Annotated in this window: 2 rRNA genes; both read left to right on the top strand. The window is 56.2% G+C overall.

From position 1 onward, the window contains the following. Positions 1-132: 132 nt before the first annotated feature. A 16S ribosomal RNA gene (locus tag CXH06_RS18225) occupies positions 133-1,654 on the top strand. Positions 1,655-2,028: 374 nt separating this feature from the next. Beyond that, a 23S ribosomal RNA gene (locus tag CXH06_RS18220) occupies positions 2,029-5,096 on the top strand. Together the 16S and 23S rRNA genes form the textbook arrangement of a ribosomal RNA operon. Positions 5,097-5,179: the final 83 nt, after the last annotated feature.

Here is a 5,179-nt window from a genome sequence, read left to right as displayed (position 1 = left end):
GTGCGCGTGTTGCTTGATATCTCAATAGCGTGTCTGTTTGTTGATGCCATTTATTTTGATGGCAAATTTTAACGGATGATACAGCAGTTATATGCTGGTTGTTTGTTGTTTGCCAGGATTTTTTCATGTTTTTTCATGGAGAGTTTGATCCTGGCTCAGGACGAACGCTGGCGGCGTGCTTAACACATGCAAGTCGAACGATGACGACCGTGCTTGCACGGTCTGATTAGTGGCGAACGGGTGAGTAACACGTGAGTAACCTGCCCCTCACTTCGGGATAACCTCGGGAAATCGTGGCTAATACCGGATATGAGCTTCCATCGCATGATGGGGGCTGGAAAGATTTATCGGTGGGGGATGGACTCGCGGCCTATCAGTTTGTTGGTGAGGTGATGGCTCACCAAGACGATGACGGGTAGCCGGCCTGAGAGGGCGACCGGCCACACTGGGACTGAGACACGGCCCAGACTCCTACGGGAGGCAGCAGTGGGGAATATTGCACAATGGGCGAAAGCCTGATGCAGCGACGCCGCGTGGGGGATGACGGCCTTCGGGTTGTAAACCCCTTTCAGTAGGGAAGAAGCGAGAGTGACGGTACCTGCAGAAGAAGCGCCGGCTAACTACGTGCCAGCAGCCGCGGTAATACGTAGGGCGCAAGCGTTGTCCGGAATTATTGGGCGTAAAGAGCTCGTAGGTGGCTTGTCGCGTCTGCCGTGAAAACCCGAGGCTCAACCTCGGGCGTGCGGTGGGTACGGGCAGGCTAGAGTGTGGTAGGGGAGACTGGAACTCCTGGTGTAGCGGTGAAATGCGCAGATATCAGGAAGAACACCGATGGCGAAGGCAGGTCTCTGGGCCATTACTGACACTGAGGAGCGAAAGCATGGGTAGCGAACAGGATTAGATACCCTGGTAGTCCATGCCGTAAACGTTGGGCACTAGGTGTGGGGGACATTCCACGTTTTCCGCGCCGTAGCTAACGCATTAAGTGCCCCGCCTGGGGAGTACGGCCGCAAGGCTAAAACTCAAAGGAATTGACGGGGGCCCGCACAAGCGGCGGAGCATGCTGATTAATTCGATGCAACGCGAAGAACCTTACCAAGGCTTGACATGGACCGGACGGCTGCAGAGATGTGGCTTTCTTTGGACTGGTTCACAGGTGGTGCATGGTTGTCGTCAGCTCGTGTCGTGAGATGTTGGGTTAAGTCCCGCAACGAGCGCAACCCTCGTTCTATGTTGCCAGCACGTGATGGTGGGGACTCATAGGAGACTGCCGGGGTCAACTCGGAGGAAGGTGGGGACGACGTCAAATCATCATGCCCCTTATGTCTTGGGCTTCAAGCATGCTACAATGGTCGGTACAATGGGTTGCGAAACTGTGAGGTGGAGCGAATCCCAAAAAGCCGGCCTCAGTTCGGATTGGGGTCTGCAACTCGACCCCATGAAGTCGGAGTCGCTAGTAATCGCAGATCAGCAACGCTGCGGTGAATACGTTCCCGGGCCTTGTACACACCGCCCGTCAAGTCACGAAAGTCGGTAACACCCGAAGCCGGTGGCCCACCCCTTGTGGAGGGAGCCGTCGAAGGTGGGATCGGTGATTGGGACTAAGTCGTAACAAGGTAGCCGTACCGGAAGGTGCGGCTGGATCACCTCCTTTCTAAGGAGCATCACCAAGTATGGTGGCCATTTTCCTGCCCGAGTGTGGTGGGGGTGGTTGCTCAAGGGTGGAACATCAACGGATAGGCACTTCATCGCTCACGGCGGTGTCCCAGTACGGCTTCTTCGGAGGTCTGGAACGGGCTCGTGTGGGTGGTTCGAGGTGGAGACACGCTATTGGGTTGTGAGGCTGCACGCGGCCCCGCTGCTTCCTGGACTGTAGGTCTGGGAGTGTGGGGTGTGTGGCTGGTCCTCCCCGTCATGGTCGCCGCTGTATGTGGTGGGTGTGGGGGTGTGGGGTTGTTTCTTGAGAACTACATAGTGGACGCGAGCATCTTGTAAGCAATTTTTAAAGCACGAAGTGTCTTTGTGTTGCCGTAAGTTTTAAAGGGCACACGGTGGATGCCTTGGCAAGAGGAGCCGACGAAGGACGTGGGAGTCTGCGTTAAGCCTCGGGGAGTTGACAACCGAACTGTGATCCGAGGATGTCCGAATGGGGAAACCCACCGCGAGTCATGTCGCGGTACCCGCCACTGAATGTATAGGTGGTGTGGAGGGAACGCGGGGAAGTGAAACATCTCAGTACCCGCAGGAAGAGAAAACAAATAGTGATTCCGTGAGTAGTGGCGAGCGAAAGCGGAGGAGGCTAAACCTGGTCTGTGTGATACCCGGCAGGGGTTGCAGGTCAGGGGTTGTGGGACGTGCCTGATGGGTCTGCCGGCTCATCGACGTGTACGTGTGATGGTAGTCGAAGTCGTGGTGAGTGCGACGGCGTAGAGGGTGTGACCCCCGTAGACGAAACTGTTGCATGGCGTGGCGCTGTTCCCGAGTAGCACCGGGCCCGTGAAATCCGGTGTGAATCTGCCAGGACCACCTGGTAAGCCTGAATACTACCTCTTGACCGATAGCGGACAAGTACCGTGAGGGAAAGGTGAAAAGCACCCCGGGAGGGGAGTGAAATAGTACCTGAAACCGTGTGCTTACAATCCGTCGGAGCCTTTAGGGGTGACGGCGTGCCTTTTGAAGAATGAGCCTGCGAGTTAGTGGTCGGTGGCGAGGTTAACCCGTGTGGGGTAGCCGTAGCGAAAGCGAGTCTGAACGGGGCGTTCAGTCGCCGGCTCTAGACCCGAAGCGAAGTGATCTATCCATGGGCAGTGTGAAGCGCGGGTAAGACCGCGTGGAGGCGCGAACCCACTTCAGTTGAAAATGGAGGGGATGACCTGTGGATAGGGGTGAAAGGCCAATCAAACTTCGTGATAGCTGGTTCTCCCCGAAATGCATTTAGGTGCAGCGTTGCGTGTTTCGTGCCGGAGGTAGAGCACTGGATAGGCGATGGGCCCCACCGGGTTACTGACCTTAGCCAAACTCCGAATGCCGGTACGTGAGAGCGCAGCAGTGAGACTGTGGGGGATAAGCTTCATGGTCGAGAGGGAAACAGCCCAGAACATCAGCTAAGGCCCCTAAGCGTGTGCTAAGTGGAAAAGGATGTGGAGTTGCTGAGACAACCAGGAGGTTGGCTTAGAAGCAGCCACCCTTGAAAGAGTGCGTAATAGCTCACTGGTCAAGTGATTCTGCGCCGACAATTTAGCGGGGCTCAAGCACACCGCCGAAGCTGTGTCACTCCGGTTTAGACCGGGGTGGGTAGGGGAGCGTCGTACAGCCAGCGAAGCCGCGGGGGAACCCAGTGGTGGAGGCTGTACGAGTGAGAATGCAGGCATGAGTAGCGAAAGACGGGTGAGAAACCCGTCCGCCGATTGATCAAGGGTTCCAGGGCCAGGTTTATCCGCCCTGGGTTAGTCGGGACCTAAGGCGAGGCCGACAGGCGTAGTCGATGGACATCGGGTTGATATTCCCGAACCGATCGTAGGAGGACCCATACCGAGGCGGCTGATGCTAACCACCCGAGTTGTCCCCATGCCCTTCGGGGTGTGGAGGATGGTGAGGCTGGGAACCAAGGTTGTAGTAGGTCAGCGCGAGGGATGACGCAGAGAGGTAGCTTCCGCGGACTTAATGGAATAGTCCGTCTAAGCGTGCAGCCCGGCCCCGGGTAATGCTGGGGCCATGAGGGTGAGACGTGATGGGGATCCCGTAGGGGCGAAGGTGAGTGATCCTGTACTGCCTAGAAAAGTTCCGGCGTGACGAATACGGTCGCCCGTACCCTAAACCGACTCAGGTGATCAGGTAGAGAATACCGAGGCGTTCGAGAGAATCGTGGTTAAGGAACTCGGCAAAATGCCCCCGTAACTTCGGGAGAAGGGGGGCCCGAGGAGTGAGAGCTCTGAGGGCCGCAGAGACCAGGGAGAAGCGACTGTTTACTAAAAACACAGGTCCGTGCGAAGTCGTAAGACGCTGTATACGGACTGACGCCTGCCCGGTGCTGGAAGGTTAAGAGGACCGGTTAGATGCCCTTTGGGTGTCGACGCTGAGAATTTAAGCCCCAGTAAACGGCGGTGGTAACTATAACCATCCTAAGGTAGCGAAATTCCTTGTCGGGTAAGTTCCGACCTGCACGAATGGCGTAACGACTTCTCCACTGTCTCAACCGCGAACTCGGCGAAATTGCATTACGAGTAAAGATGCTCGTTACGCGCAGCAGGACGGAAAGACCCCGGGACCTTTACTATAGTTTGATATTGGTGTTCGGGACGGCTTGTGTAGGATAGGTGGGAGACTGGGAAGCATTCACGCCAGTGAGTGTGGAGTCATTGTTGAAATACCACTCTGGTCGTTCTGGATTCCTAACCTCGGTCCGTGATCCGGATCAGGGACAGTGTCTGATGGGTAGTTTAACTGGGGCGGTTGCCTCCTAAAGAGTAACGGAGGCGCTCAAAGGTTCCCTCAGCCTGGTTGGCAATCAGGTGTTGAGTGTAAGTGCACAAGGGAGCTTGACTGCGAGACAGACATGTCGGGCAGGTGCGAAAGCAGGAACTAGTGATCCGGCACCTCATTGTGGAATGGGTGTCGCTCAACGGATAAAAGGTACCCCGGGGATAACAGGCTGATCTTGCCCAAGAGCTCATATCGACGGCATGGTTTGGCACCTCGATGTCGGCTCGTCGCATCCTGGGGCTGGAGTTGGTCCCAAGGGTTAGGCTGTTCGCCTATTAAAGCGGTACGCGAGCTGGGTTTAGAACGTCGTGAGACAGTTCGGTCCCTATCCGCTGCGCGCGTTGGATATTTGAGAAGTCCTGTCCCTAGTACGAGAGGACCGGGATGGACTGACCTCTGGTGTGCCAGTTGTTCTGCCAAGAGCATGGCTGGTTGGCTACGTCGGGAAGGGATAACCGCTGAAAGCATCTAAGCGGGAAGCCTGCTTCAAGATGAGATATCCGTGCCCCTTCGGGGGTGGGAGGCCCCCAGTAGATGACTGGGTTGATAGGCCAGATGTGGAAGCACAGCAATGTGTGGAGCTGACTGGTACTAATGGCCGATGACTTACTACAACATTTTTGTTGCGTGCGAGTGTTTGCGTCCACTGTGTGGTTCTCGAGGAACAACTCCCCGGAGCTGTCTGCCCTGTGATGGG

It is taken from the genome of Brachybacterium sp. YJGR34 (assembly GCF_003347015.1).
Classification (GTDB): Bacteria; Actinomycetota; Actinomycetes; order Actinomycetales; family Dermabacteraceae; genus Brachybacterium.
This window is presented reverse-complemented; position numbering and strand designations above follow the sequence as displayed.